Source organism: Klebsiella sp. K47 (assembly GCF_051858335.1).
GTDB classification, from domain to species: Bacteria; Pseudomonadota; Gammaproteobacteria; order Enterobacterales; family Enterobacteriaceae; genus Klebsiella; species Klebsiella pneumoniae.
In genome coordinates, this window is sequence record NZ_JBPYUI010000429.1 from 1 (window position 1) to 223 (window position 223).

Annotated in this window: 1 protein-coding gene; it reads left to right on the forward strand. The window is 65.9% G+C overall.

The annotated features are described in order from the left end of the window. The coding region (locus tag RRF55_RS28660) for a tRNA ligase subunit PheS family protein (RefSeq protein WP_439419394.1) at positions 1 to 223 on the forward strand (223 nt) is incomplete at both ends.

The window sequence follows — 223 nt, forward strand, 5'->3', positions numbered from 1 at the left end:
GCATCCATCTCGGTCACCTGAAGTGGACGCTCGAGACCTTTCTCAAGGCCTTCTTCGAGCGCGACGACATCGTCCTGCGCCTGCGCCCGAGCTATTTCCCCTTCACCGAGCCCTCGGTCGAGGTCGACGTCGGCTTCGCGCTCGTCAATGGCAAGCGCGTGCTCGGCGGATCGGGCGATGCGCCGGGCCACGGCTGGATGGAGCTGCTGGGCAGCGGGATGAT